This window comes from Xanthomonas sp. NCPPB 3959 (genome assembly GCF_056675575.1).
On sequence record NZ_JBWWVR010000019.1, the window covers coordinates 20,978 to 47,336 of the forward strand.

17 protein-coding genes are annotated in these 26,359 nt (G+C 65.8%); 5 read left to right on the top strand and 12 right to left on the bottom strand.

All coding sequences use genetic code 11. The features are described from left to right. Window positions 1-10 precede the first annotated feature (10 nt). The gene (locus AC1KVG_RS18605) at window positions 11-1,498 is read left to right on the top strand and encodes a neprosin family prolyl endopeptidase (RefSeq protein ID WP_481095357.1); all 1,488 of its coding nucleotides are present in this window, start codon (window positions 11-13) and stop codon (window positions 1,496-1,498) included. A 64-nt stretch (window positions 1,499-1,562) separates the two neighbouring features. Here the strand turns inward: AC1KVG_RS18605 and AC1KVG_RS18610 are convergent, their stop codons facing one another. From AC1KVG_RS18610 to cysD, 8 genes are all read right to left on the bottom strand, one after another. Further along, window positions 1,563-3,074 carry a carboxylesterase/lipase family protein gene (locus AC1KVG_RS18610; RefSeq protein ID WP_481095358.1) on the bottom strand — a complete coding sequence of 504 codons (1,512 nt, stop codon included), beginning with the start codon at window positions 3,072-3,074 and terminating at the stop codon, window positions 1,563-1,565. After that, entirely contained in the window at window positions 3,074-3,997 is a 924-nt protein-coding gene (locus AC1KVG_RS18615) for a TrmH family RNA methyltransferase (protein ID WP_481095359.1), read from the bottom strand. The genes AC1KVG_RS18610 and AC1KVG_RS18615 overlap by 1 nt, the downstream gene beginning before the upstream one ends. Before the next feature lie 471 nt (window positions 3,998-4,468). Further along, window positions 4,469-7,156: a M1 family metallopeptidase gene (locus AC1KVG_RS18620; RefSeq protein WP_481095360.1), complete on the bottom strand. Its 2,688-nt coding sequence runs from the start codon at window positions 7,154-7,156 to the stop codon at window positions 4,469-4,471. A gap of 148 nt (window positions 7,157-7,304) precedes the next feature. Beyond that, window positions 7,305-7,625, bottom strand: a complete 321-nt coding sequence (locus AC1KVG_RS18625; RefSeq protein WP_481095361.1) for a hypothetical protein — start codon at window positions 7,623-7,625, stop codon at window positions 7,305-7,307. Between the two features lie 273 nt (window positions 7,626-7,898). After that, the gene (locus AC1KVG_RS18630; RefSeq protein WP_481095362.1) at window positions 7,899-11,024 is read right to left on the bottom strand and encodes an efflux RND transporter permease subunit; all 3,126 of its coding nucleotides are present in this window, start codon (window positions 11,022-11,024) and stop codon (window positions 7,899-7,901) included. Next, window positions 11,021-12,100: an efflux RND transporter periplasmic adaptor subunit gene (locus tag AC1KVG_RS18635; RefSeq protein WP_481095363.1), complete on the bottom strand. Its 1,080-nt coding sequence runs from the start codon at window positions 12,098-12,100 to the stop codon at window positions 11,021-11,023. The genes AC1KVG_RS18630 and AC1KVG_RS18635 overlap by 4 nt, the downstream gene beginning before the upstream one ends. A 118-nt stretch (window positions 12,101-12,218) precedes the next feature. Then, entirely contained in the window at window positions 12,219-14,195 is a 1,977-nt protein-coding gene (cysN, locus tag AC1KVG_RS18640) for a sulfate adenylyltransferase subunit CysN (protein WP_481095364.1), read from the bottom strand. Then, window positions 14,195-15,103: a sulfate adenylyltransferase subunit CysD gene (gene cysD / locus AC1KVG_RS18645; protein WP_023904950.1), complete on the bottom strand. Its 909-nt coding sequence runs from the start codon at window positions 15,101-15,103 to the stop codon at window positions 14,195-14,197. Before cysD ends, cysN begins: the two co-directional genes overlap by 1 nt. 178 nt (window positions 15,104-15,281) lie before the next feature. Between cysD and AC1KVG_RS18650 the strand changes: the two genes are divergently transcribed. The 3 genes from AC1KVG_RS18650 to AC1KVG_RS18660 all read left to right on the top strand — a co-directional run bounded on the left by AC1KVG_RS18650 (window position 15,282) and on the right by AC1KVG_RS18660 (window position 19,678). Beyond that, window positions 15,282-17,129, top strand: a complete 1,848-nt coding sequence (locus tag AC1KVG_RS18650; protein ID WP_481095365.1) for an assimilatory sulfite reductase (NADPH) flavoprotein subunit — start codon at window positions 15,282-15,284, stop codon at window positions 17,127-17,129. 105 nt (window positions 17,130-17,234) lie between these two features. Beyond that, entirely contained in the window at window positions 17,235-18,956 is a 1,722-nt protein-coding gene (gene cysI, locus AC1KVG_RS18655) for an assimilatory sulfite reductase (NADPH) hemoprotein subunit (RefSeq protein WP_481095366.1), read from the top strand. Next, the gene (locus AC1KVG_RS18660; RefSeq protein ID WP_023904953.1) at window positions 18,953-19,678 is read left to right on the top strand and encodes a phosphoadenylyl-sulfate reductase; all 726 of its coding nucleotides are present in this window, start codon (window positions 18,953-18,955) and stop codon (window positions 19,676-19,678) included. The genes cysI and AC1KVG_RS18660 overlap by 4 nt, the downstream gene beginning before the upstream one ends. A gap of 137 nt (window positions 19,679-19,815) precedes the next feature. Here AC1KVG_RS18660 and AC1KVG_RS18665 read toward each other — a convergent pair whose 3' ends face one another. The 3 genes from AC1KVG_RS18665 to AC1KVG_RS18675 all read right to left on the bottom strand — a co-directional run bounded on the left by AC1KVG_RS18665 (window position 19,816) and on the right by AC1KVG_RS18675 (window position 24,126). After that, the gene (locus AC1KVG_RS18665) at window positions 19,816-21,495 is read right to left on the bottom strand and encodes a PepSY-associated TM helix domain-containing protein (RefSeq protein ID WP_481095367.1); all 1,680 of its coding nucleotides are present in this window, start codon (window positions 21,493-21,495) and stop codon (window positions 19,816-19,818) included. Further along, window positions 21,495-23,495: a TonB-dependent receptor gene (locus AC1KVG_RS18670; RefSeq protein ID WP_481095388.1), complete on the bottom strand. Its 2,001-nt coding sequence runs from the start codon at window positions 23,493-23,495 to the stop codon at window positions 21,495-21,497. Before AC1KVG_RS18670 ends, AC1KVG_RS18665 begins: the two co-directional genes overlap by 1 nt. 193 nt (window positions 23,496-23,688) lie before the next feature. Next, a complete protein-coding gene (locus tag AC1KVG_RS18675; protein ID WP_481095368.1) occupies window positions 23,689-24,126 on the bottom strand; it encodes a DUF2946 family protein in 438 nt (145 codons plus the stop codon). Window positions 24,127-24,418: 292 nt separating this feature from the next. Between AC1KVG_RS18675 and AC1KVG_RS18680 the strand changes: the two genes are divergently transcribed. Then, entirely contained in the window at window positions 24,419-25,612 is a 1,194-nt protein-coding gene (locus tag AC1KVG_RS18680; RefSeq protein ID WP_043889402.1) for a sensor histidine kinase, read from the top strand. A 463-nt stretch (window positions 25,613-26,075) separates the two neighbouring features. Here the strand turns inward: AC1KVG_RS18680 and AC1KVG_RS18685 are convergent, their stop codons facing one another. After that, window positions 26,076-26,357: a hypothetical protein gene (locus tag AC1KVG_RS18685; protein WP_481095389.1), complete on the bottom strand. Its 282-nt coding sequence runs from the start codon at window positions 26,355-26,357 to the stop codon at window positions 26,076-26,078. Between the last annotated feature and the right edge of the window lie 2 nt (window positions 26,358-26,359).

Consider the following 26,359-nt stretch of genomic DNA (forward strand, 5'->3'; position numbering starts at 1 on the left):
GGAAACACACATGACCTTCCGTTCCAATCGGCCGATAGCGATCGGCCGCGCCGTTGCTGCGCTCTGCGTTTGTGCATTGGCTCCCGCCACTCACGCCGCCGCGTTGCTGCCGCCGTCGATTTCGGCAACCAGCGATCGCAGCATCGACACACTGATGCCACCGCTACTGCGGACGCCTGCCACGGCAAGCGTCGCACCCGTCCAGCGCGATGCACTACGCGCGTCGCTATCGGTGTCGCGGGCATTTCCGCAGGTCACGCGCGAGTTCAAAACTTTTCTGGATACGCAGGCGCAGCTTAGTTACGCCACGCGTGGCGCAACTGCCAAGGTCACCGACCCCACCGCATTCGCCGAAATGCAGCGCTATGTCTTCAATCGTTACAACGGCTTGACGGTACTGCGCAGCGTACAACAGGACGGCAAGATCTTCGACTGCATTCCGCGCGAGCAGCAGCCGGCACTGCGCGATGGCAGCACGCCAGCAATGCCGCCGACGATCTCAAGCAACACGGGTACGGTGACGCCGATCGATGCGGCGCAACGCTGCGATACCGGCAGCGTACCGCTCGAACGCATCGGCCTGGCCGAGATGAGCAAGCATGCGGATCTGCGCAGCTTTCTGCGTGGCACCACTCCCAGTGTGATCGCGCCCAGGCAGGCTGACGCTGCGCCAGCGGCGCAGGAGGCCGCATCGGTGGTGCATTACTACTCCACCATCTATCTGGACACCGCCGGCTCGCCGGTGACCGGCGCCGGTGCCGATCTCAACACCTGGGTGCCGACAGTCACCGCCAACGATGCACAGTCGATCAGCCAGATCTGGTTGGGCGGTTACACCCGCCAAGGCGTGATCCAGACGCTGGAAGCCGGTTGGCAGACCCAGCCCGGCGCCGGTTGGGGCACGCGGCCGATCCTGTTTATCTACTCCACCCAGGATGGCTACATCACCACCGGTTGCCATAATCTGGATTGCGCCGACTTCGTGCAGACCAGCACCGCCAATGTGCTCGGTGCAGCACCGGCCGGTGGCTTCAGTACCGCAGGCGGCAAGCAGGCGATGCTGCACGTGGAATTCCAGCGCAATGCCGATGGCTACTGGTGGTTCGGCTTGAATGGCGAATGGATCGGCTACTACAAGGCCGAACTTTACGCAGGCGATATCGCCGAGGGCAGCGCGAACATCTTCATCTCTGCGGGCGGCGAAATTTCCACCTGGGACGGTCGTCCCAGCGCACCGATGGGCAGCGGCCGGTTTGCGAACGCCGGCTATCGCCAGGCCGCATTTCAGGCCAACCATTTTTATCGCGATGCGGCGATGGCCACGCATCCCGCGCAACGCGTGTCGAGCTTGAATGTGGCGCAGCCGTCCTGCTACACGCTGGCGATGGCCGGTTACACCTACCCGTATGCCTTGGGTGCAGGCGTCACCCGCACCACGTTGTCGCCGGAAATGCAGAACGGCGGCTTCTACTTCGGCGGGCCGGGCTGCGCACCCTGAGTGAGTTGAGGGGAGTCATCGCGCGTACCGTTTCGGTGCGCGCGATTTCAGTGCGCACGATCGCTTACGGCAAGTCCACGCCTGCACACACGGGCGGGCGCGCATCCTTGATTTGCCGCACGCCGTTGGCGTCGAACTGCAATGCCGCATGCCCGGGCGCGAACGCCGGCCAGGCCGGCAAGCCCTTGGCGTTGGGATTGCCACGCTGCACGAACGCGGCCCAATAGCGCTGCAAACTCACCGGCGGCTGCCCCATCGGCAGATCCTTGAACAGGAACGGCAGCTCCGCGCTATGGGTCACCTGCCCGCCCGGTGCGGCGGTATCGAACACGTAATGCCACACCGGCACGCCCAGCGCGGCCTGCTGCTGTGCGACGGTCACTGCCGGGCAACGGAAGGTGAGATCGGTAGACAGCTGCATCGCCGCATCGCCTTGACGCGCGGCACGCTGCGCCGCATGTGCACGCTGCACTTGCAGCACTGCCTCGGCCTGCGCGGGATAGTCGCGACGCAGCCGCGCCTGCGCGCCCTGCTTGCCGCCATATTCCAGCTCCTGCACCACATAGCCGATCAACAGCGGCACCTTGGCCTGTGCACCTTCGGCCAGTAACGCGGTAGGCGCACGTGGCAGCACGCGTCCGTCGACCACCGCCTGCAGCCAGATGTAGCCATCGTCGTCCAGGGCCGGCACGTCGACACCCTGCGCGGCCTTGATCACCTGCTCCACCGGCAGCGCACGCAGCTGTGCCAGACGCGTTGCAGGATCATCGATGCCTGCACGCTTGGCGATATTCACACCCAACGTGCGGTTCTCTTCCAGCGAACGCGCCGGCAACCCGAAACCGGCCGTGCCGCTCTGCTCGATCGCTGCGGAAAACAGGCCGCGTGCCAGCGGGCTGAGCATCAGCAGGCCCACGTCCTGACCACCGGCCGACTGCCCGGCGATGGTGACCCGCGCAGGATCGCCACCGAACTGCGCGATGTTGTCGCGCACCCACTGCAGCGCGGCGATCTGATCGAGCAAGGCGTAGTTGCCGGCGGCTTCGTTATCGCCATCGCGTAGTTCCGGCAGCGACAGAAAACCGAGGGCGCCAAGCCGGTATTGCAGCGTCACCACCAGCATGTTCTGTGCGACCAGATTGGTCGGCAGATGACCATCCGCGCCGCCAGCCACATTGGCGCCGCCGTGAATCCACACGAACACCGGCAGCGGCTTGGCCGGTTGCAACTTCGGCGTCTGCACTTCGACATACAGACAATCTTCGGTGCCGCGCTTGGCCATGGCGTTGTTCCAGCCCAGCGCCGGCTGCACGCACGGCGTGGCCGCCTGGGTGGCATCGCGCACGTCCGACCATGCCGCAACCGGCTGCGGTGGCCGCCAGCGCAATGCGCCCAATGGCGGAGCAGCGAAGGGAATCGCGCGGAACACCGCACTACCGTCGTCCTGCCATTGCCCGCGCACCATGCCGTGATCGGTACGCACCTCGGGGGCGGCAGCCGCTGCGGCCGGAGCTGCCACAACAGTGCTGGCGCTCAGCACCCCGCCAATGGCGAGCAACCACGCAGACGCACGCATCAGGACTGCCCGCTGAGCACGCGGGCGCGCCAGGCGGCCTGGAACACCGCCGTGGCCGAAGCCACGTTGAGGCTCTCGACCTTGCCACTGCCGCGAATCGACAACTGCAGGTCGCAATCGCGTGCGAACTGGCGGTCCATGCCTTCGCTTTCTGCGCCCATCACATAGACCAGCCGCTGCGGCAAAGCTGCGGCGAACACGTCTTCACCACCGTCCGCCAGCGTGGCGGCCACTGCGAATCCGGCCTGACGCAGCTGCGCCATCGCCAATGCAGTGTCGGGCAATTGCACCAGCGGCACCGCTTCGGCGCCACCTTCGGCCACACGTGCCGCCGCGCCGGACAAGCCCAGCGTGGAGCCAGCCGGCAGCAGCAAACCGGCCACACCAAAGTGCGCGGACGAGCGCAAAATCGCGCCGAAGTTGTGCGGGTTGCCCACGCCGTCCAGCCACAGCGCCAGCACCGGCCCGGCCGGCAACGCGGCCAGCCAGTCCTGCAAGGACTGCGGGGTGACGCGCAGCACTTCGGCCACCACGCCTTCGTGGTGGGTACTGGCGGCCAGCTTGCTGAGATCGGCCTCCTCGACCACGCGGTAGCCGATGCGCTGGGCGACGCACCAGGCCAGCAGGGCCTTGAACTGCGGAATACGCGCCTCGCTCAGATACAGCTTGCGCAACGCCTCCGGCCGCGCCTTGAACACCGCCTGCACTGCATTGATGCCGTACAGCCGCACTTCGCGCGCGTTGCCGCCAGAGGTCGCAGAAGCAGCGGGCGTGGCCGAGGGCGCGTACTGCGCAGGCGCCTGCGGTGCGGGTGGCCGCGCTGCAGGTGTACGCGGCACGGCGCGCCCCCAAGGGTTGTGCGCGCCGCCGGAGGTGCCGCCATCGCGCGGCGGGCGTGAGCCCCGTCCATCATGCTGTGTCATCGTCGTATCCAGTCGTTCGTGTTTCTTGCAGTGCGGAACAGGCCGTTCTCGACCCCTCCCGCGATTGCTGTATCGGTCATCCTGCAGCACCACCAAGGCCGCTGCCGCAGGAACAGTGACGACGATGGTAAGCCACTGGCGCGATGGGCCGTGTACGGCGGTTGGGATGAAGCCGATTTCCAGAGCCCCAACCTCTCCGGCGGGACCGACTTCTGGCGCGCAGGATCGGCGTGCCCCCATTTGGAAGGCTTCGCCATCGGCGTGTGTAAAAAGGTGCGGAAATTGCGCGCTCAACCCGCGCGGCATCAGCGGGTCATGGCGCGCCGCAACAAGGCATCCAGGTCGTCCTGGCGCCAACGGCGCAGCACGAGGCCGGCTCCGTGCTGCGTCGGTGAATCGTCCATCGCTCCGGCCCCTATGTGCGCAGCATCGACACTGCCGATACTGCGCACCCGGGTCGCACGCTGCAACTCAGCGCTTGGCGGTTTGCGCCTGCTTGAGTGCAGCGCACAGGCGGATGGTTTCGCCGGTCTGTGCGAGGCCCCGGTCGGCGCCGCTGAGCTTGGCAAGGCGCGGTTTGAAGAACGCATCCAGGCGATCGGCGTCTTCCACGCTGCAGCTGCCGGTTGCGCCCATTCCCGGCAAGCCGCCGCCGTCGAACGAGCCGCTGCGCTGCACGATGCGATCGAAGTTGGCGGTGAACCACGGCCACATCGAAGCGTGCGAGGTCTCGTAACTGTGCCCGCGCGACAGCAAGCCCTTCATCTCGCCGACCTTGATCGCATCGGTGAGCGCAAAGTCGCGCGCCTGCTTGAGCAATGCCGGGTCCTGCAGCGTGCCCAGTGCGGTGATCATGGCGTTGCGCTGCGCAGGGTCGGCGTGCGTGCGCAATGCATCGATCAACGCCTGCACGGCGGGCGCACCACGTTCCTGTGCGGTCACTGCCAGCACGGTGCCGAGCAGATCCGGATTGGCCTTGGAGAAGTCCAGTGCGCCGTTGCCGCCGGCCAGCACCGCATCGCCTTGCGCGAGCAGCGCGTTGCGCACCTGCGCGTTCTGCAGCCGCAGCGCGAACAGGCCGGCCAGCGACGCGCGCAGCGTGGTGTCGTCGATCGATTCGCCGCTACGCCGCGTGTAACCCAACTGCTGCAGACGCGGCAAATACGCCTGTTCGGCGGCCTTGCGCAAGGCGCCGCGCTGCGCCTCGGTGGTGGCCTGGTAACGCCAGATCCACACGAAGCGATCCAGCAGTGCGGTCGAGACATCGGCCGATGCGGACGGTGCCAACTGCTTGATCGCTGCCAGCACTGCGTCGCTGTCGGCATCGCCGTGACGGTAGGCCGCATCGATCGCATCGGCGTAGGCGAGCTGTTCGTTCTCGTCGAGCTGACCGATCTGCTTGCCGAGCGCTGCCAGCTGTTTCTTTGGCAGGCTGAAACGGTAATAGCCGGCGCCGCGCGCGTTCGGGAACACCCAGGTGTTTTTACCCGCACCTTCCAGCACGATGCTGCCGCTGCCGTCTTCGAGCATCTGGCAGGCGGTGCCGACCTGGTTCTTGCCCTTGCCGTATTTCACGCACACCGGCACGCCCCATTGCTGCGCGGTGGAGCCGGTGGAGCCCAGCGGCAGGTAGCGTTGCTGCTGCAGTTTGACCACGGTCTTGCCGCCTTCGCGTGCGACCTGGGTCTGCAGATACGGCACGCCCGGCTGATTGAGGAAGCTGCGGAATGCGGCCTTGAAATCTTCGCCCTTGCCGGCGGCCTCGGCGATCGCATCGACCAGATCGTCGGCGGTGGCGCTGCCGAACTTGTGCTTGGCGATATAGGCGCGCATGCCTTCGCGGAACACGTCTTCGCCGACGAAAGCTTCGAACATCGCCAGTACCGCCGCACCCTTCTGGTAGGTGATGCCGTCGAAGGCAGTTTCGATATCGCCATTGCCGGTGATCGGCTGGCGGATCTTGCGCGCGCTGACCAGGCTGTCGTTGTCCATCGCGTGCTGTGCGCCGGTGATGCGGTCCAGATTGGCGCGGTATTCCGGGTGCAGCTGCATGGTGATCTTCTGCTGCATCCAGGTGGCAAACGCTTCGTTCAACCACAGGTCGTCCCACCACTCCATGGTGACCGCGTCGCCGGTCCATTGGTGGGCCAGCTCATGCGCGTTGGTGTTGAAGGAGCGCTGCACGTTCTCTGCCGGCGACTCCTTGTCCAGCAGCAGCAGCCAATCGCGGAAGGTCACAAAGCCGGGGTTTTCCATCGCACCGGCACTGAAATCCGGGGCGGCGACCAGATCGAGCTTGTCGAACGGATAGCCGAAGGCGTAATAGTCCTCCAGCGCGGCGATGATCGCCGGGGTCTGGTCCAGCGCCGGCGTGATGCGCGGGCCCTGGCCCTTGGCGGCGATGCCACGCAACGGCGTGGCGTTGGGGCGCTGCGGGGTGGCCAGCATTGCCGGCACGTCGACCACATCCCACGGGCCGGCGGCGTAGGCGACCAGATAGGTCGGCAGCGGCACGGTCGGGGCGAAGGTCACCGTTTTCCAGCCCTTGCCGGCCGGCTTGGTCGAGGTGGCGATGGTGTTGGCCAGTGCCTGGTCGTCGGTGGGCACGGTCAGGCTGAGGTCGAACGGCGTCTTGAACGCGGGCTCGTCGAAACCGGGGAACGCGTAGCGTGCGCTGATCGGTTCCATCTGCGTCATCGCATAGGACTGGCCCTGATACTTCACCTGGTACAGGCCCTGGAGCTGCTGATTGAGCGGCGCGCTGTAGACGATGTCCACGGTGAGCGTCTGCGGCTGCAGCGTGCGACCGAAGTCCAGGCGCACCACACCTGCCTGCGCATCGGCTTCCACATAGCGTGCGGTCAGCGGCTTGCCTTTGCCCTTGCTCTTGGCCGGCGTGATCGTGACCTTGCTGACCTCCAATTCCTTGCCATGCAGCCAGAGGTGATCGGACGCCTGCTTGAGCTGCACGCGAATACTGGTGCGGCCACTGAACTCGGTCTGGTCCGGGTCGATCTTGAACGACAGGCTGTAGCGCTCCGGCACCGCCCAGGCAGGCAGCCGGCCATTGGGCACCGGCTCGCCGGAGGATTGCGCCAGCGCGGTGCCGCAGCACAGCGCAAGGAGAGAGGGAGCAAGCAGGCAGGCAAAACGACGCATCGGCAATTCCGGTCAGGGTAACCGCCGAAGTCGACCACAGCCGGCCATGACTGTCATGTGACCTTAGTCATTGCACGCGCTTAGCGCGTTGGTAAAGGTGCGTGCGACCGCTGAGCCATGCAATGGTGCCGAGGCCAGTTGGCGCGGCCTACGGCACCGGCCATAGCACGAACATATCCACGACCAGCAGCACCAGCGCAATGGTGCCGAGCAGGGCCGCGCGCAGGATCGGGCACTGCCATGGAGCGATGTGTTGCGGTGGTTCGCCCGAGCGTGGCCGGTGCGTGGCTGGCTGCGCAGGCGCTACCGCAGTGGTGTCGGGCAGTTGTGCTGTGCACGGTGTTGCAGCGCGTGTAGCGAGATCGCCAGCGCGCGCCGCACCGCAATGCGGACAGTACGCTTGCGCGGCGTGCCCACCGGCAGCCCGCAATGCGGATGGATCGCCCTTGGCGAAAGGCAGTGTCTGCATCGCATGCACTCCTGGACTGGATTGCGGCGTCTGGCTCGATCACGCGGCAGTGCTGCAGGCCGTTGCGAAGACACTCCCGGCAAGGCGCCGGGGCTGCCCTGCGTCATTGCATCAATGATGCTGGCCTTGCGCTGATGCGCTCGATGGACCCAGCGTGCGCCCCGATGTTTGGGTTTTGTTTGCGCTGCAGGCGCATGCACACGCAGCGATCAACACCGATGCCGCAGCATCACCGCGTCTTCGACAACCGGCAGCACCCACTGCCGGCATCACTCAGGCGTGCCCACCCACCGACGGCGTCTGCGCCTCCAGGGTCTCCAGCTCGCGTGCCACTGCTTCGGGCGACTTGGTGAATGGCGCGATCAAACTGTAGAACGCCGGCACCACGTACAGCGACAACAGCGTGGACAGCGACACGCCGAAGATCACCACCACACCGATGGTGGCGCGACTGGCCGAGCCCGGCCCGCCGGCCACCACCAGCGGAATCGCGCCGACCACGGTGGCGATCGAGGTCATCAGGATCGGGCGCAAACGCACCGATGCCGATTCCACGATTGCCTCATGCACGCCACGGCCCTCATCGCGCAACTGATTGGCGAACTCCACGATCAGGATGCCGTTCTTGGCGGCCAGGCCCACCAGCATCACGATGCCGATCTGACTGAACAAATTGAGCGTGCCACCGGTGAGCCACAAACCGACCAATGCACCCAGCACCGCCAGCGGCACGGTGAGCATGATCACCAGCGGATGGGCGAAGCTTTCGAACTGCGCGGCCAGCACCAGATACACCACCAGCAAGGCCATGCCGAAGGTCAGCAACACCGCGCTGCCGGACTGCTGGTATTCGCGCGATTCGCCCTTCCAGTCCACCTGCGCGTACTCGGGCAATTCCTCGCGTGCGGTCTGCTGCGCCCAGGCGATCGCATCGCCGAGCGGGTAGCCCGGCGCCAAGCCGGCGCTGATGGTGATCGCCCGCAAACGATTGAAGCGGTTCAAGGTGCCCGCTTCGGCCACTTCGCTCAAGCTCACCAGGTTGGACAACGGAATCAGTTCGCCACGGATCGAACGCACGCGGATCGCGGTGAGGTCTTCCGGCGCCATGCGGCCTTCGCGACCGGCCTGCAGCATCACGTCGTATTCCTCGCCGTTTTCGACGAACGTCGTCACGCGGCGCGAGCCCATCATCGCTTCCAGCGCGCCACCGATTGCTGTTACCGGCACGCCCAGATCGGCGGCGCGCAGACGGTCGATATTGACGCGCATCTGCGGGCGGGTTTCCTTGTAGTCGGAGTCGGGACCGACCAGGCCGGGATTGGCTTCCATGCGCTGCAGGATGCGATCGCGCCACTGCGCGATCTCGGCATAATCCGGCCCGCCCAGCACCAGCTGGAACGGCTGCCCGCGGCTGCGCACCAACCCACCACTCACCTGCGTGCGCGCACGCACGCCACTGAGCACGTTGAGTTTCTGCTGCAGTTCGTCGGCCACTTCGGTGGTGGGGCGCGTGCGCTTTTCCCAATCCTGCAGGAACACGCTGACGCGGCCGGTGTGCATTTCCTCGCTGCTGCCAAAGCCGCCGGGCACGCGCGGGTTGGCACGCACGATCGGTTTGTCCGGGCCCACGTAGGGGCTAAGAATCGCTTCGACCTGATGCATCTGCCCCACGGTGTAATCGAAGCCGGCGCCTTCGGGCCCATCGATCATGATCTGGAAATTGCCGCGGTCTTCGGCCGGTGCCAGCTCCGAGGGAATGCGGCTCATCAACCACGCGCTGGCGCCCAGCGCCAGCAGCATCAGCAGCGCGAAGATCCAGGTGCGATGCACATGCCGCTCCAGCGAGCGCCCATACGCGCCGGACACCGCCTGCATGCGGCCATCGAACCAGCGATGGAAGCGATTGGGTTTGGCCTGCCCGTGCGAGCGCAACAACTTGGACGACATCATCGGCGTCAGCGTCAACGCCACGAACGCCGAGATCGCCACCGCCGCCGCCAACGCCACCGCCAGCTCGCGGAACAGGCGCCCGGTATTGCCTTCCAGAAATCCCACCGGCAAAAACACCGCCACCAGCACCGCAGTGGTCGCGATCACCGCAAACGCCACCTGCCCGGTACCGCGCTTGGCGGCCACCAGCGGCGGCTCGCCCAGATCGATGCGGCGCTGGATGTTTTCCACCACCACGATGGCATCGTCCACCACCAGGCCGATGCACAGCACCAGTGCCAGCAGGGTCAGCAGATTGATCGAAAAATCGAACGCGTACAGCGCGATGAAGGCGGCGATCAGACACACCGGCACCGTCACCGCCGGAATCAGTGCCGCACGTGCGCTGCCCAGAAACACCCAGATCACCACCAGCACCAGCACCACCGCTTCGATCAGCGTGTGGTAGACGCGCTCCACCGCCGCATCGATGAAGGTGGTGGTGTCGAAGGCGACGAAGATGTTGGTGCCCTGCGGCAGCGATTTCTGCACTTCCTCGGCCTGCGCGCGCGCCTCGCGTGCAACGTCCAGCGCGTTGGCAGTGGAGTTACGCACGATGCCCAGACCCACATTCGGCACGCCGTTGCTCTGGAAATACGCGCGCCGTTCGGCCGAGGTCAGCTCGACCTTGGCCACATCGCCCAACCGCACCACATAGCCGCCCTCGCCCTTGCTCAACGGCAACTTGGCGAAGTCCTCGGGCTTGAGATAACTGCGCTCCACGCGCAAGGTGAAATCGCGCTGCGCCGATTCGATGCTGCCGGCCGGCAACTCGACGTTTTCGTTCTGCAGCGCCGCTTCCACATCGGCCACGGTGAGTTCGCGCGCGGCCAGTTGATCGCGGTCCAGCCAGATGCGCATCGCATAGCGCTGGCGTCCGCCGATCCGCACCTGCGCCACGCCATCCAGGCTGGAAAAGCGGTCCACCACATAGCGCTCGGCGTAGTCGGACAACTGCAGCGTGTCCATCGTGCTGGAGCTCATATTGAGCCACAGGATGGGGTCGGCGTCGGCTTCGACCTTGGAAATTTCCGGCGGGCGCGCCTGGTCGGGCATGCGATCGGACACGCGGCTGACCGCATCGCGCACATCGTTGGCGGCCGCTTCCACATCGCGCGACTGCACGAATTCGATGCTGATGTCCGAGGAGCCATTGCGGCTGCGCGCCTCGATGGTCTCGATGCCTTCGATACCGGCGAGCGCGTCTTCCAGCACCTGGGTGATGCGGCTTTCCACCACCGCCGCCGAAGCGCCGGTGTATTCCACATCCACCGAGACGATGGGCGGGTCGATCGCCGGCAACTCGCGCAGCGTGAGCCGGGTGAACGACATCACCCCCAGCACGATCAGCAACAGGCTCATCACCACCGCCATCACCGGGCGGGTAATGGACAGATCGGAGAGTTTCATCGCGCTGCCTGCGTGGGCGCCACTGCAGATGTCGATGCAGGCGCAGCCTGATCGACCACCTTCAGGCCCGGACGCAGCTTGCCGGTGCCGTCCACCACGATGCGCTCACCGGCCTTGACCCCTTCCAGAATCTCCACCTTGCCATCGCGGCGCTCGCCCAGCCGCACATCGGCGCGCTCCACGCTGCTGTCGGGCTTGACCCGGAACACGTAGGACTCGCGCCCCACCTGCACCACCGCAATCTCCGGAATCACCACCGCCTGCCGCGCCGGCTGGAACAGCCGCACATCCAGCAGCATGCCCGGGCGCAGCCGGCGATCGCCGTTGGGGAAATCCGCGCGCACCGTCACCGAGCGGGTGGTCTCGTCGATCCGCGAATCGATCGCCGCCACCACGCCTTCGAACTGCGCGCCCGGGTACGCCGCCGCCGTGCCATTGACCGCATTGCCGAGTTGCACCAGGCCGAACTGCGACTCGGGCACCTGGAAGTCCACGTACATGCGCTCCACATCGTCCAGCGTGGCGATCACGGTGCTGGACGTGATCAACGAGCCCGGGCTGATCTGGCGGATGCCGAGCACGCCGGAGAACGGCGCACGCACTTCGCGGTCGGTGATCTCCGCGCGCATCTGCTGCACGCGCGCCTGCGCCGCATCGCGCAAGGCGCGTTGGGTATCGACAGTGGACTTGGCCACCAACTGCTGGCCAACCAGACTCAACTGGCGCCGATACAACTGATCGGTTTCTTCGAAGGTAGCCTGCGCGGCGGTCAGCGCCGCCTGCTGCGAATTGCCGCGCAGGCGCAGCAGCAACTGCCCGGCCTTGACCTCGTCGCCGCTATCGAAATTGACCTGCTCCACCACATCGCTGACCGCAGCGGTCAGCGCCACCGATTCGCGCGCGCGCACGGTGGCGATCGACTGCACGGTCGAGTTCCAGGGCTGGGTGGTCACCGCCTGCACAGAGACCGGAATGGGTTTGGCAACGGCGGGCGCCGCAGCCTGGCGGCTGCAACCGGCCAACGCAGCGGCCAAGAAGAGCGCGGCGCAAAAGCGCGCGCTGGGCAGAACAAGCATCAGAACATCCTGGCGAGGTACGTCGAAAGTTTAACGACCTAGCCGCCAGGGTGTTGACAGAAAGGCGTGCTTTGCACCATGACCAAAGACCCTTGCCGTCGTCAGCGCGATGCGCTGGTCAACGTTCCAGTTCAAGAAACTCGAGCACATGGCGCGCCAGCGCCTCTACATTCTCACCATCGGCGTGAAGATGGATCTCCGGCGCTTCCGGCTCCTCGTACGGCGAATCGATGCCGGTGAAGTTGGGAATCTGCCCGGCCCGCGCCTTGCGGTACAGCCCCTTCACATCGCGCGCCTCGGCGACCGCCAGCGGCACATCCACAAACACTTCGACGAATTCACCCTGGTCGAAGCGCTCGCGCGCCAGCTGCCGCTCGGCACGGAACGGCGAGATGAAGCTCACCAGCACGATCAGGCCGGCATCGGCCATCAAGCGCGCCACCTCGGCCACGCGGCGGATGTTTTCCACGCGGTCTTCGTCGGTGAAGCCCAGATCGCGGTTGAGCCCGTGGCGCACGTTGTCGCCGTCCAGGATGAAGGTGTGATAGCCCAGCGCATGCAGGCGCTTGTCGACCAGGTTGGCAACGGTGGACTTGCCCGCGCCCGACAAGCCGGTAAACCACAGCACGCGCGGAGTCTGGCCCTTGATGCGCGCACGCGCGGCGCGATCCACATCCAGATGCTGCCAATGCACGTTGCCGGCGCGGCGTAGCGCAAACTCCAGCGTGCCGGCGGCCACCGTGGCATTGCTCTGCCGGTCGATCAGGATGAAACCGCCCAGCACGCGGTTGCGCGCATACGGCGAGAACGCGATCGGCTCGTCCAGCGACAGATTGCAGTAACCCACCTCGTTGAGCTCCAGCCGCTTGGCGGCCAGGCGCTCCTGCGTATTCACATCGACCTTGTGCTTGATCTCGCTGACGCTCGCGGTGACCGTGCGGGTGCCGATCTTGAGCCAGTACGGGCGGCCCGGCAGCAACGCCGCATCGTCCATCCACAACAGATGTGCGGCGAACTGGTCGGCCACTTCCGGCGGGTCGTCGACGGCAGCGATGATGTCGCCGCGGCTGATATCGATCTCGTCGCGCAAGGTCAGCGTGACCGCCTGGCCGGCGCGCGCGCTATCCACGTCGCCATTGGCATCCAGCACCGAAGCCACCTGCGTGCGCCGCCCGGACGGCACCACCACCACGGCATCGCCAACCCGCACCTGCCCGGCCGCAATGGTGCCGGCATAGCCACGAAAATGCTGGTTGGGACGATTGACCCACTGCACCGGCAAGCGGAATCCGCTGCCCGCTTCCGGCGCCTCCAATTGCACGGTGTCGAGATGCTGCAGCAGATGCGGGCCGCCGTACCACGGCATCCGCGTCGAGGCGCTGGACAGATTTTCGCCATCCAGTGCCGATAGCGGAATGCACTGCACATCGGCAATGCCCAGCTGCGCGGCCAGCACGCGATAGGCATCGGCGATCTCGGCGAATACCTGTGCGTCGTAGTCCACCAGATCCATCTTGTTGACCGCCAGCACCACATGCCGGATGCCCAGCAACGACACGATGTAACTGTGCCGGCGCGTCTGCGCCAATAATCCCTTACGCGCATCCACCAGCACCACCGCGACATCGGCGGTGGATGCGCCGGTGGCCATATTGCGCGTGTACTGCTCATGCCCGGGACAATCGGCCACGATGAACTTGCGCTGGTCGGTATCGAAATAGCGGTACGCCACATCGATGGTGATGCCCTGCTCGCGCTCGGCGGCCAGGCCATCCATCAACAACGCATAGTCGATGCCCTCGCCCTGCGTGCCGTGCCGGCGGCTATCGCTTTCCAGTGCCGCGAGCTGGTCGTCGAACAAGCGCTTGCTGTCGTACAACAAGCGCCCGATCAACGTGCTCTTGCCGTCATCCACGCTGCCGCAGGTGATGAAGCGCAGCAGCGGCTTTGATTCGTGTTGATGCAGGTAGGCGCCGATGGCGCCGGGATTCGGGAGTGGGGAATGGGGATTGGCAAAGGCAGCTGCTTCCCCCGTTCCGTCCACGGCGAACCGCTGTTGCGAATCTTCAATCCCCACTCCCGAATCACTGCCCATCAGAAATACCCCTCAAGCTTTTTCTGCTCCATCGATGCACCCGGCGCATGATCGATCATGCGGCCCTGGCGCTCGGAGCTGGTGCTGACCAGCATCTCGGCGATCACCGCTTCCAGCGTGTCGGCGGTGGATTCGATCGCACCAGTCAGCGGATAGCAGCCCAGCGTGCGGAAGCGCACCGAGCGTAGTTGCGGCGTTTCGCCTGCGTGCAACGGCAGGCGATGGTCGTCGACCATGATCCACGCGCCGTCGCGCTCCACCACCGGGCGCGGTGCGGCGAAATACAGCGGCACCACCGGAATGCGTTCGCGGTAGATGTACAGCCAGATATCCAGCTCGGTCCAGTTGGAGAGCGGAAACACGCGCACGCTTTCGCCCGGCTTGGTGCGCGCGTTGTAGAGATTCCACAACTCCGGGCGCTGGTTCTTGGGGTCCCAGCGATGACGCGCATTGCGGAACGAGAACACGCGCTCCTTGGCACGCGATTTCTCCTCGTCGCGGCGCGCACCACCAATCGCTGCATCGAAGCCGCCCTGCTCCAGCGCCTGCTTCAGGCCCTGGGTTTTCATGATGTCGGTATGCACCGCCGCGCCATGGCTGATCGGGCCGATGTCCTGGGCGATGCCGTCCGGGTTGATGTGCACGCGCAGGTCCACGCCGGTCTCGGCCGCACGGCGGTCGCGGAAGGCGATCATCTCGCCGAACTTCCAGCGCGTGTCCACGTGCAGCAGCGGAATCGGTGGCGGCGACGGCGCGAAGGCCTTCAGCAGCAGATGCAGCAGCACCGAACTGTCCTTGCCCACCGAATACAGCATCACCGGAGCCCGGAACTCGGCGGCGACTTCGCGCAGGATGTGGATGCTTTCGGCCTCGAGCCGGTCGAGGTGAGACAGGGGCTGCAGAGTCATCGGGGTGTCGTGGCGTCGGCGGGCAGACCAGCCGATGGTAGGGCAAGGCGCCGCAGTGTGTGGCGCAGGCAGCCCGCACCCAAATAAGCGGCCGGCATAACGCGATAACGGCTCATCCTTTCTGGCCGCCGCAACGTTTCCATAACATCACTGGTCTCATCAACGCCCCCGGATCCAAATGACCGCCGCCAGTTCCGCGCTACCGCCCAGCCCCTTGCCCGACGAGCGCAAGGCGCTGCTGGAACGGTTGGTGGACGGCCTGGATTCTGCGTCACTGTGGTGGCTGTCTGGTTACACCGCCGGGCTGGCACAAGGCCAGCCGCCGCGCTCGCTCGCGGTCCTGCCGGGCGGGCAGCCCCACGCGATCGCGCAAGCGAGCCAGCGCCTGACCGTGCTGTACGGCAGCCAGACCGGCAATGCCCGCCGCGAAGCGGAGCAACTGGCCGCCGAGGCCGAGGCGGCGGGCTTGAGCGTGCGCGTGCTGCGCGCCGACACCTACCCCACCCGCGAGTTGGCCAGCGAACGCTTGTTGTATGTGGTGATCAGCACCCAGGGCGAAGGCGACCCGCCGGACGATGCGATCGGGCTGGTCGAATTTCTGGCCAGCCGGCGCGCGCCTAAGCTGCCCGAGCTCAAGTATGCGGTGCTGGGGCTGGGCGATTCCAGCTACGCGGATTTTTGCGGCATTGCGCGCCGCATCGACGAGCGCCTGGCCGAACTCGGCGGCAGCCGCGTGCAGCCGCGTGGCGAAGCCGATCTGGATATCGACAGCGTCGCCGCGCCCTGGCGTGCGCAGGCACTCACGCACGCACGCGAGCACCTCAAGAGTGGCCCGCCCTCGGCCACCATCACGCCATTGCGCAGCAGCGCGGCCGCAGCAGTGTGGTCGCATCAGCACCCGTTCGCTGCAGAGGTGCTGGCCAACCAGATCATCAGCGGGCGCGACTTCAAGGGCCCGCAATTTCGCGTCTATGCACTGCCCGGCAAGCGCGTGCGTCATCTGGAATTTTCGCTGGAAAGCAGCGGGCTGAGCTACGAGCCCGGCGATGCGCTGGGCATCCGTCATCGCAATCCGCCCGCACTGGTGGATGCAGTGCTGCAGACGCTGCGCCTGGATGGTCATGCCGCGGTCACCATCGGCGAAGAGACTCTGGCCTTGAACGAGTGGCTTGCCACTCGGCGCGAACTCACCAAGCTGTCGCGGCCGCTGTTGGCCGCACATGCCGAGCGTGCGCGCGCCGAGGAGCTGCAGACGCTGCTCACCCCGACCCAGACTGCCGGCCTGGCGTCGTTGCTCTCCGATCACCAGTTGATCGACGTGCTGCGACGCTGGCCGGCGGATTGGGACCATGGCAGCCTGCTGGCTGCCCTGCGTCCGCTCACCCCACGCCTGTACTCGATCGCCTCCAGCCGCAAGCGCGTGGGCGAGGAAGTGCATCTGGTCGTGGACGAACTCACCTACCAGGCGCACGGCCACGCGCATCTGGGCTCGGCCAGCGGCTTTCTTGCCGCGCTGCGCGAAGGCGACACCGCACCGCTCTATATCGAGCCGAACGAACGCTTCCGCGTACCGGCCAATCCGGACCGCGACATCCTGATGATCGGCCCGGGCACCGGCGTGGCACCGTTCCGCGGCTTCGTGCAGGAACGCGCCGAAACCGGCGCCAAGGGCCGTAACTGGCTGTTCTTCGGCGCCCAGCATTTCAATACCGATTTCCTGTATCAGGCCGAGTGGCAGCAGGCCTTGCAGCGCGGCGAACTGCATGCATTGGATCTGGCGTTCTCACGCGACCAGGCCGAAAAGCTCTACGTGCAACACCGCCTGCGCGCGCGCGGCGCCGAGGTCTACGCCTGGCTGCAAGGCGGCGCGCATGTGTATGTGTGCGGCGCGATCGGCATGGGCAAGGACGTGCACGCCGCCCTGCTCGACATCGTCGCCACCCACGGCGCACTCGATGCCGAAGCCGCCGCTGCGTATCTCACCCAGCTGCAGGTGGAGGGGCGGTATGCGCGCGATGTCTATTAGTGCTGGGATTGGGGAGTTGGGATTGGGGATTCGTAACGGCGGGCTCCCGAGGTCGCTGTGTTGTCGTCGTACTGCCTGCCTTGTGTTGCCAATCCCCAATCACGAATGCCGAATCCCGTCATGAGCCATTCCGTCGAAGACATCAAATCCGAAAGCCGTCGTCTGCGCGGGTCGCTGGAACAGAGCCTGGCCGATGCGGTGACCGGTGCGTTGCGTGAGGACGATCAGACCCTGATCAAGTACCACGGCAGCTACCAGCAGGACGATCGCGATATCCGCGATGAGCGGCGTCGGCAGAAGCTCGAACCGGCGTATCAGTTCATGATCCGCACGCGCACGCCGGGCGGGGTGATCTCGCCCACGCAGTGGCTGGCGCTGGACAGCATCGCCACGCGGTATGCCAATCATTCGCTGCGCATCACCACGCGCCAGGCATTCCAGTTCCATGGTGTGATCAAGCGCGAACTCAAGGCAACCATGCAGGCGATCAATGCGACCTTGATCGATACGCTGGCTGCCTGCGGCGATGTCAATCGCAATGTGCAAGTGGCAGCCAATCCGCTGCTTTCGCAGGCGCATGCAACGCTGTATGCCGATGCTGCGCGCGTGTCCGAGCATCTGCTGCCGAATACGCGCGCGTATTACGAAATCTGGCTGGACGAAGAGCGCGTCTCCGGCTCCGGCAGCGAAGAAGAACCGATCTACGGCGACCGGTACCTGCCACGTAAGTTCAAGATCGGCTTCGCTGCGCCGCCGCTCAACGATGTGGACGTGTTCGCCAACGATCTGGGCTTTATCGCCATCCTGCGCGAGGGCCAATTGCTTGGCTACAACGTCAGCATCGGCGGCGGCATGGGCGCCAGCCATGGCGATGCGGAAACCTGGCCGCGCGTGGCCAACGTCATTGGGTTTGTCACCCGCGATCAGTTGCTTGATCTCGCAACCGCCGTGGTCACCACGCAGCGCGACTTCGGCAACCGTGCAGTGCGCAAACGCGCACGCTTCAAGTACACCATCGACGATCATGGTCTGGACACCATCGTGGCCGAGATCGAACGCCGCGCCGGTTTCGCGCTGCAGCCGGCGCAGCGGTTCGCCTTCGAGCATAACGGCGATCGCTACGGCTGGGTCGAAGGCGAAGACGGGCTGTGGCATCTGACTCTCTCGCTGCCGGCCGGGCGCATCGCCGATACCGAGGCCGCTGCGCACCTGAGCGGCCTGCGTGCGATTGCGCAATTGAACGTCGGCGAATTTCGCATGACGCCCAACCAGAATCTGGTCATCGCCGGTGTGCTGGCCAGCGAGCGCGCGCGCGTCGATGCCTTGGTTGCGCAGTACGGTCTGGATGCCGGCAATCGCGCGCCCACCGCACTGGCACGCGGCGCGATGGCCTGTGTGTCGCTGCCCACCTGCGGCCTGGCGATGGCCGAGGCCGAGCGGTATCTGCCCGACTTCAGCGCGGCCTTGCAACCGCTGCTGGAACAACACGGACTGGCCGACACCCCGATCGTGCTGCGCCTGTCCGGTTGCCCCAACGGCTGCTCGCGCCCGTATCTGGCCGAGATCGCGTTGGTGGGCAAGGCACCCGGTCGCTACAACCTGATGCTGGGCGGCGATCGCCGTGGCCAGCGTCTGAACACGCTGTATCGCGAGAACATCACCGAAGCGGACATCCTCGCCGCGCTGGAACCGCTGCTGGCGCGCTATGCGGCCGAACGCGACCAGGCCGGCGACGAAGGCTTCGGCGACTTCCTGCATCGCAGCGGCCTGATCGCCCTGCCGCCCTACCCCACCCACCGTCACCTCGACCTGGAATTGCTCGCATGACCGCGCTGCCTGCTGCATCGATCGCACCTTCCGCGCTGGACGACCTGGACGCGCTCAACGCGCAGCTGGAAGGCCTGCGTGCCGACGAGCGCGTGGCCTGGGCACTGCAACACGGCCCGCAGGACGCAGCGCTGTCGTCCAGTTTCGGCGCGCAGTCGGCAGTCACCCTGCACCTGCTCACCCAGCAGCGCCCGGACATTCCGGTGATCCTGATCGACACCGGTTACCTGTTCCCGGAAACCTACCGGTTTGCCGACGCGCTGGCCGACCGGCTCAAGCTCAATCTCAAGGTGTATCGCCCATTGGTCAGCCGTGCCTGGATGGAGGCGCGTCACGGTCGCCTGTGGGAACAGGGCATGGTCGGCATCGACCAGTACAACAACCTGCGCAAGGTCGAGCCGATGCGGCGCGCATTGGACGAGCTCAATGTGGGCACCTGGTTCACCGGCCTGCGCCGCAGCCAGTCCGGCGGCCGCGCGCAGACGCCGATCGTGCAAAAGCGCGGCGAGCGCTACAAAGTCAGCCCGATCGCCGACTGGACAGACCGCGACGTGTGGCAATACCTGCAGGCACACGATCTGCCGTATCACCCGCTGTGGGAGCAAGGCTACGTGTCGATCGGCGACTTCCACACCACGCGCCGTTGGGAACCCGGCATGCGCGAAGAAGACACGCGCTTCTTCGGGCTGAAGCGCGAGTGCGGCATTCACGAGGACATCTGAGCACGGCAGCGCGTCGTGATTTCTTCGCGGTAATTTCAAGCGCTGTGGCGCGCTGAATGTTTCTGCTGGGCATCCTAAGAATTAACGCCTAGCCGCAGCGAATGCTCCGCGCGATGCAGCCGCAGACACGCCGCCCCTCATGGTGCTGCGATGCCAGTTTGATCGCGCTGCATCCAGTAGCGATCGAACAGCCACATCAGCAGCAACGAGAGTCCGACCAGCGGGAAGATCAGCCCGCATAGCACCAGCAGCACCATCAGACCGCGCAGCGTGCGTGGTTCGGCCGGCAGCGGCGGCACGCCCAGCCCGCCAACCGGGCGACGCTTCCACCACATCACCGCAGCGCTCACACACAACAACACGATCGCCGCGCACGCCAGCAACAGGATCAACTGATTGGCCGAGCCGTATTGCTGGCCCAGGTGCACGTTGATGCCCCATTCCAGCGCGCGCCCTATCGGCCCGTAATCGCGATAAGTCATGTCCAGCAGCACCGCACCGCTGTACTGATCCAGATGGATCACGCGCTGCCGTTGCAGGTCGGCCGGATACACCGAGGCGGTGTACACGCCAGTGGCGCCACGCGGCGGCGAGATGCTGTAGCCCGGCACGATACCGAGCGCACCGAAGCGCGCCATCGCCGCATCCAGCCCTATCGCAGCATGACCGGGCGCAGCGACGCTGCCGGTGCCGCCGTGGGCTGCATGTTCCGACTGGCTTGGGTGTTCGGAGTGTTCGGAGTGTTCGGAGTGTTCCGGGTGCTCCGGGTGCTCCGGGTTTCCCGGGTGTTGTGAGTGCGCTATGTGCGCTATGTGCGCTATGTGCTCCAGATGTTCTGCATGAGCAGGATGGAAGTTAGCCCCTCTCCCCTCGGGGCGATCAGGCACCGCTTGTGCGCTACTGGCGCGCGAGCCTTGGAGCGCCCGCGGCACACCCACCCGCCCGTCCTGCAAACCCTCATCCATTCCAACAACTCCACGCCCAGGCACAACAGACTCCGGCACGCGCGCCTGCCGCAACGACCACGCCGGATCGGTCGTCTCGGTCAACCGCTGCTGCGACATCGGCTGCTGCACCCGCAGCCCTGCCGGATACCCGAAATCCTGCCCATTGACCCAGCGATTGACCTGCGCGCCCCACACCCACGACCACGGCATGCCGGTCAGCGCCAGGAACAGCAACACCGCGCCCACACTCGCCCCGGTAACCGCATGCAGATCGCGCCAGAACAGCCGTTGCGCCGTCTTGCCGCGCACGCTGACCACCCCGCCGCGACGCCCGCGCGGCCACCACAGATACATACCGGTCAGCACCAGCACGATCGCCCAGCCGGCCGCCATTTCGATCAACCCGCGCGCAAACGGCCCGATCAACTCCAGGCTGTGCAGCCGACGAATCGTCCAGGCCAGGGTGCCATGCTCGGGCAGCGTGCCGAGCACGCGTGCGCGATACGGATCGACATAGACCACATGCCGCGCACCTTGCGCATCCACCAACCCGATCTCGGCGCTGGCATCGGCTTGCTTGGGCGTGGTGTAACGAAACAGCGTGCCGCCGTCGCTGCGCTGCGCCGCATCGACCAGTTGCTGCGCAGACATCCGCAGCGCGCCTACCGGCACGACTTTCAACCCGTGGTGCACGCTGCGATCGATCGCGTCCTGATACAGAAACGCCGCACCGGTCAGCGCCAGCCAGATGATGAAAGGCAGCACCAGCAAGCCGGCATAGAAATGCCAGCGCCATACCGCGCGATAGAAGCGCCAGCGGCTGTCCTGACGCAGCTCGGCACCAGCACCCTGAGCAGTCGATATGCGCATCAGAAGCTCCAATCCCAGGACAGCGACAATGCACGCCCATCGCCCGGCGAATAACCGGAACTTCCCGTGTCGTACCACGCGTACACATACGCACGATCGGTCACGTTGCGCAGCTGCAGGCTGAGCGCATTGCGCGCATCCACGTTCCAGCGCGCGCCCAGATTGAGCAGGGCGTAACCACCGGTGCGGCCCAGCGTATTGCTGCGCTCCAGATAGTAATCGCCTTGCGCATTGCCCCAGGCGCTCAGCTGCACGGCCGCAGTGAGCTGCCATTCCAACCCGGCAGTCGCCAGCCAATGCGGCACGTTTTCGATCTCCTTGCCGCGCGTGGCCGGCGCGCTCGGGTCGGGCGTGGCGATGCTCGCCTTCTGCCGCGAATACGACAGCCAGGCCCGCCAGTGTTCGGCCGGCTGCAGATTCAGTTGCGCATCCCAGCCGCGCCGCAGCGTGCGCCCCACGTTGGCCACATCGCCGACACCGGCCACGCCGTTCACTCCCAGAATGGTGGCGACTTCACCGGACGCGCGTTGCTCCCAATACGCCAGGCGCCCATCCATTTCCGCCGAAGGGGCGAACTTGAAACCGGCCTCCCAGCCGTCGTTGATCGATGGGCCTAGATTGCCGGGCTGGCGACGATACGCACCATCGCCGCTGCCGATCTGGAAGCTGCGGCCCCAGTTGGCGTACATGCTGCTCTGCCCGACAAGCCGATAGCTGGCACTGAACTTGGGCTGCTTGATGGTGCCGTAGTCGTAAGTCGGTGCGTAAATGCCGGCACGCACATCGTGCAGCTGCCCATCGACACGGTCGATGCGATAGCCCGGCACCAGCTGCAGCCGCTCGACCGGGGTCAGTACCGCCTGTATGTAGGCCCCACGCGTGCGCAGGTCGTAATCCCAATCGCGCAATTGCGCGCCGCGCACCCGCGCCACGGTGCGGTAGCGCTGCGACTGATTGTCCTGCCACTGCGCATCCACGCCGGCTTCCAGGTTGGCGCTCAGCGCGCCCCAATCCGGCTGCAAGTTGCCACGCAGCAGCAGCCCGCGATGGGTTTCGTCGGTATCGCGTTCCTGCTGCAGGCCGGCTGCGGAAAACCGCACCCAGCGTCGATTGCGATAGTCGTTCTGGTAGGCCTTTGCGCTCCACTGCGCAGCGGCGCCCAGCGTGCCGTCCGCATGCAATGCGGTCTGCCGTAGCTGGCGTTCGCTGCGATCGTCCTGCGCATAACCCGGCGAACTACGCGGCGCCGTACGCGCGCTGGCTGCATCCAGATAGCCCGCTTCCAGCGCATGATTGTCGTAGTAACGCGTGGTGAGCCCGGCACGGAACACACCATCCGGGTCGGTGTAGAACCACTTGCCGGCCACGCTGCGCTTACGCGCCTCGGCATGGTTGCGATAGCCATCGGAATCGCGCCACGCCAGTACATAGTTCTGGCTCCATGCGCCATGTTCGAAGCCCTTGCCCAGCTGCACCTCGCGTGCGCCGAAGCTGCCGCCTGTCACGCTCAAACGGCCATCGTTACCGCCGGTGCGGGTCAGCACGTCCACGCTGCCGGCAATCGCATTCAGACCGTAGCGCGCATCGTTGGTGCCGCGCACGACCTCGATCGCGCTGATGTCCTGCGGAAACACCGCATCCAGATACGGCATGCCACCGGCATTGTCGTTGCTGGGAATGCCGTCGATCAGCAGCTTCACTGCATTGATCCGTCCCTCGCCGTTGAAGCCACGGAACGAGAACCGCCCCGCATCGGTGCCCATGCGGAACTGGGTGACCTGCACACCCGGCGCGCGCATCAGCAGCTCCCAGCTGTAATCCACGTGTTGATCGTGCAGCAGCTCGCCGCCGATCACATCCACCGAACTCAGCACGCGCGCCGTGTTCGGGCTGCGCTGGGTCTGGCTCACCTGCACCTTGCCCAGCGTCAACGCCGCATCCTGTGCCTGCACCTGGCAGGCAGGCCACCACACCAACGCCAACGACGGCGCATACCACATCGTTTTCAAGAACCGCAGACGCATGACCAACCCTTCGCCGTGCCAGCACGGCAACACCGCCGTGCGCCGCGGCATAGCAGCGGGCACAGGCATCACTTCAGGAAAGCGGGCCGTCCATGCAGCGGCAGGCGGGCACGCCGGAAGACCAGGCGTGCAATCAACAACGCAGCGGACGCCCGCGATGGGGCCAGACTTACGCCTGCAGCGGCGGCCCACGTGCCCCGAGTGCGGCCCAGCGCACGACCGACCACGCCCGTGCATGGGTGTGCATGGGCGCCGGCGCCGACCGGAGTTGCAGCAGACACAGCACCAGCAGCGCCAGCCATGGCAGCAGGCGCGCAGCCAGCACGCAGTAATCGCAAGCTTCGCCGTGCATGCCGGCAGCGTGTTCGCCGGTTTGCGGCTTGGCTGGCGACGCGGCGCTGTCGTGATGATGCGCGGCAGTCTGCGCCGGCATGGCCTGGTGGCCTGTGTGCAACGACCCGCCTGCGTCCAATGCCGGCCCGCTCATGCACATCGGTTCGACCGACTGCGCCTGGCTCCAACGGCTGATCAGCGGCGCCACCAGCATCAGCGCCACCGCCAGACAGGCAAGCAGGTGCAGCCAACGGTGATGACGGAACGAACGCATCGCGCGAGTGTAAGCCGCCGCCTGCCGCGCGGCGATGCTTGCGGCCGGTGCGCGACCGGATGTCGCACCCTGATGTCGCATCCTTGAGTCGTGGCACCCCCTTCGTACTGATCGTTGCTCCGCCGCAACACACCGCGCAATCTGCGTCACGACATCGCAAACAAACCAAAGCGCCGCCCCTCCACTGTCGAGGCCGGCAGTCACAGTTCCATCCACGAGCGTGATCGCACCCACATGCCAGCCCCTGCCATGCCCTATGCTTGTCGCTCTATTCCATTCATCCTGCGCGCGCATGAGCGTCTTGTTCGATCCAGCGGCTGAGCCCTTTCCCTGCGCGCCCAAACCAGCGAGCGAAGCGTTGCGCCTCCAGGCGCTGCGCAGCTACGGCATTCTCGATACGCCGCGCGAAGCGGCATTCGAAGACATCACCAAGTTGGCCTCGATCATCTGCCAGACCCCGATCGCGCTGATCAGCCTGGTGGACGCCGACCGCCAATGGTTCAAGAGCGAACGCGGCATGGGCGAGCGCGAGACGCCGCTGTTCAAGTCGATGTGCGCGCATGCGCTGCTCGACAACGACGTGCTGGTGGTGCCCGACACGCGCGAAGACATCCGCTTTGCACGCAACCCGCTGGTCACCGGCGAGGTGCCACTGCGGTTTTATGCAGGTGCGTTGCTCAAGACCAGCGAAGGCCTGCCGCTGGGCACGGTCTGCGTGCTGGACCGGCAACCGCGTCAACTCACTGACGAACAGGTCGAAGCGCTGCGTGCACTGGCGCGCCAGACCATGGCGCAGCTGGAACTGCGCCGCGCGCTGCAGAATGCCGAAGAGTCCGACCGCTATCGCAGCCGACTGATGGCGATCGCCGGGCACGACCTGAAAACTCCGCTGCGCACTGCGGCCTATGCCATCGACAAGATGCGCCGGCACGCCAATGTCGATTCCGTTCCCACCCTGGTCACCGCACGCGATGCGATCGGCATGGTGGCACGCAGCCTTGACGAACTGGCCACACTGGCCGCCGCGAGCAAGAGCTCCACCCCGGATCTGCAGCCGCTGGCACTGGAAGACGTGCTGCACGCGGTCCTCGGCGTATGGCGGCAACCGGCGAGCGACAAATGCCTGGCCTTGCGCCACGTGCCCACTTCGCTGCGCGTGCGCAGCCACGCCACGCTGCTGACCACGCTGATCGGCAACCTGGTCGGCAACGCGGTCAAGTACACCGAACGCGGACGCGTGCTGGTCGGCGTGCGCCGCCGCCCCGGCTATGCCGAGGTAGAAATCATCGACAGCGGCATCGGCCTGAACCTGGACCACCCCGAACAGGTGTTCCAGGCGTTTCGCCAGGCCGACCCGAACAGCGAAGGGCTGGGCATCGGTCTATGGATCGTGCACCGCACTGCCGAAACCCTGGACTGCGAGGTGGATGTGCGCCCACGCCCGGCAGGCGGCACCTGTTTCTCGGTGCGCATCCCGCTGGCCTGAGCGCGGCAATGCGTCGCGCATAAAAAAAGGCGGACCCGGGCTCCCGACCCGGATCCGCCGCCAAGCACGCCAGGTCTCTCCCCAGGGACCCGGGTGCGCCAGCCGCGCCATCGCGCAGCCTCGCGCAATGGTGATGCGACAGCGCTGGCAACCTCTCGACGACACCGCCAAACAAACCGGCCATGCGATCACTGCATCGCCGGTCCTGCGCCGTCCACCCCTAGACGTCCGAGAGTGTCGCGTTATGGTTGCTATAAGGATTTACGACAGCGCAGCGCGCAACTTGATGCGGACCTATGACGCCGATCCGGCGGCCCTGACACGTGTAGGGAGAATCACTGACAGCGTGTTTCCGGGTTAGTGCGAGTCTGCGCGCAGGCTGTTGATCGCATTGAGATTTTTCGCAACCACGTACGTTGCAGTGCAGCATCCAGAGCAGTCACGCGTGCAACGGATGAGGCCGTCAAAGCTCAGGTTCGGCCGCATCCTGCCGCGCAAACCACGCGGCCGAATGCACCTCTTCGGCTGCGACCTCCAACAGCTGACGCAGCACCGCCAGGGGAATCTGCACCTGGGTGTCGCCGGCCTGCACTGCCACCCATAACGCTTCGTCGTGCGGGTCGGCCAGTACCGTCAGCAACGCATGCTCGCGGCCGTCGAGGTTGGCCGACAGCTGCAACGACATGCCGCCGTCCTGGTCGGGCGACCACAGCCGGCTGAGAGGCGGACGCAGTGGCTCGGTCAATC

What these genes read in the sequence shown, in the direction of transcription:
- AC1KVG_RS18605 (WP_481095357.1), top strand. Translation starts at nt 11, where the DNA reads ATGACCTTCCGTTCCAATCGGCCGATAGCGATCGGCCGCGCCGTTGCT.
- AC1KVG_RS18610 (WP_481095358.1), bottom strand. Translation starts at nt 3,074, where the DNA reads ATGCGTGCGTCTGCGTGGTTGCTCGCCATTGGCGGGGTGCTGAGCGCC.
- AC1KVG_RS18615 (WP_481095359.1), bottom strand. Translation starts at nt 3,997, where the DNA reads ATGACACAGCATGATGGACGGGGCTCACGCCCGCCGCGCGATGGCGGC.
- AC1KVG_RS18620 (WP_481095360.1), bottom strand. Translation starts at nt 7,156, where the DNA reads ATGCGTCGTTTTGCCTGCCTGCTTGCTCCCTCTCTCCTTGCGCTGTGC.
- AC1KVG_RS18625 (WP_481095361.1), bottom strand. Translation starts at nt 7,625, where the DNA reads ATGCAGACACTGCCTTTCGCCAAGGGCGATCCATCCGCATTGCGGGCT.
- AC1KVG_RS18630 (WP_481095362.1), bottom strand. Translation starts at nt 11,024, where the DNA reads ATGAAACTCTCCGATCTGTCCATTACCCGCCCGGTGATGGCGGTGGTG.
- AC1KVG_RS18635 (WP_481095363.1), bottom strand. Translation starts at nt 12,100, where the DNA reads ATGCTTGTTCTGCCCAGCGCGCGCTTTTGCGCCGCGCTCTTCTTGGCC.
- cysN (WP_481095364.1), bottom strand. Translation starts at nt 14,195, where the DNA reads ATGGGCAGTGATTCGGGAGTGGGGATTGAAGATTCGCAACAGCGGTTC.
- cysD (WP_023904950.1), bottom strand. Translation starts at nt 15,103, where the DNA reads ATGACTCTGCAGCCCCTGTCTCACCTCGACCGGCTCGAGGCCGAAAGC.
- AC1KVG_RS18650 (WP_481095365.1), top strand. Translation starts at nt 15,282, where the DNA reads ATGACCGCCGCCAGTTCCGCGCTACCGCCCAGCCCCTTGCCCGACGAG.
- cysI (WP_481095366.1), top strand. Translation starts at nt 17,235, where the DNA reads ATGCCGAATCCCGTCATGAGCCATTCCGTCGAAGACATCAAATCCGAA.
- AC1KVG_RS18660 (WP_023904953.1), top strand. Translation starts at nt 18,953, where the DNA reads ATGACCGCGCTGCCTGCTGCATCGATCGCACCTTCCGCGCTGGACGAC.
- AC1KVG_RS18665 (WP_481095367.1), bottom strand. Translation starts at nt 21,495, where the DNA reads ATGCGCATATCGACTGCTCAGGGTGCTGGTGCCGAGCTGCGTCAGGAC.
- AC1KVG_RS18670 (WP_481095388.1), bottom strand. Translation starts at nt 23,495, where the DNA reads ATGTGGTATGCGCCGTCGTTGGCGTTGGTGTGGTGGCCTGCCTGCCAG.
- AC1KVG_RS18675 (WP_481095368.1), bottom strand. Translation starts at nt 24,126, where the DNA reads ATGCGTTCGTTCCGTCATCACCGTTGGCTGCACCTGCTTGCCTGTCTG.
- AC1KVG_RS18680 (WP_043889402.1), top strand. Translation starts at nt 24,419, where the DNA reads ATGAGCGTCTTGTTCGATCCAGCGGCTGAGCCCTTTCCCTGCGCGCCC.